Origin of the sequence: Psychrobacter sp. MES7-P7E, from assembly GCF_002863645.1 — a bacterium.
GTDB lineage: Bacteria > Pseudomonadota > Gammaproteobacteria > Pseudomonadales > Moraxellaceae > Psychrobacter.
The window spans coordinates 1-826 of sequence record NZ_PJBU01000047.1 but is presented as its reverse complement, the minus strand read 5'-3'; the positions used below and the strand labels follow the sequence as shown (position 1 = coordinate 826).

The following is an 826-nucleotide window of genomic DNA, read 5'->3' as shown; positions in this document are numbered from 1 at the left end:
GTATATAAGCATACCTTTGATTATCTAATGCTAATTGTTGACAAGCATCTAGAAGCATAGAGCGATAAAGTAAGAATGGGGTGTCTATGTAGATTGACCTGGCCGACCTCCATACTTCTGTAAAACATTCATCTGCAATTTTTATTGCTATATCATCGCTATTAGGCGTTTGGTTTATACTGGTTAATACAAATGAGGTAAGCAATGGCTCATCTTCTTTCAACCTTTCTACTAGTAAGGTAGTTGCCTCAACCATATTATCAAAACGCCTATCATCGCCATCTAGCTTTTCAATTAAACCTAAACTATTGACTCCATCCAATACTCTTGACATTTACTGTACTCCAAATTTTATGAGTGGTAAGCTTTTAATAAAGATTTTATAGCTATGCATTGAGGATTATCTTTTTGAATGATTTGTAAAAGCGCTTTCGGTGTTACTTCTGAGCCTTGGTTTACTTTTTTCCATATGGTATGCCAGCGGGTATATGGGCGTGACTTATTTTCTAAATCACTCAGCTTACCTCCTGCTCTTTCCCATAAGACTTGAGTTTCGTCAAAGTCTGGATACAACTCTGCAAGCAGACGCACTATGTCATCACTGTCCATATTATCGCTTTCAATTTCTGGTAACTTATCTTCTTTACGAGTAAATAAAGACTCACTATTCCTTAATAAGAGAATAAGCAACTCAGCTGAAGCACGTGCTGCAAAAGTACGGTAACGATCATCTTTATAAGGATCTGCAAAATCTGATACTCCTTTTGCAAATATAAATGGCATATCGTAGCTATCAGCTGATGCAGCTAACCCACTTCCTTCCATG

At 37.0% G+C, this 826-nt stretch carries 1 protein-coding gene and 1 pseudogene; both read right to left on the bottom strand.

Features of this window, described 5'->3' with window-relative positions; translation table 11 throughout:
- Window positions 1-334: GTPase-associated system all-helical protein GASH (locus tag CXF62_RS01430; RefSeq protein ID WP_145990519.1), on the bottom strand; the 334-nt coding region annotated here is incomplete at its 3' end.
- A gap of 17 nt (window positions 335-351) precedes the next feature.
- Window positions 352-826 (bottom strand): annotated as a pseudogene (locus tag CXF62_RS14650) (hypothetical protein); the annotation flags it as partial.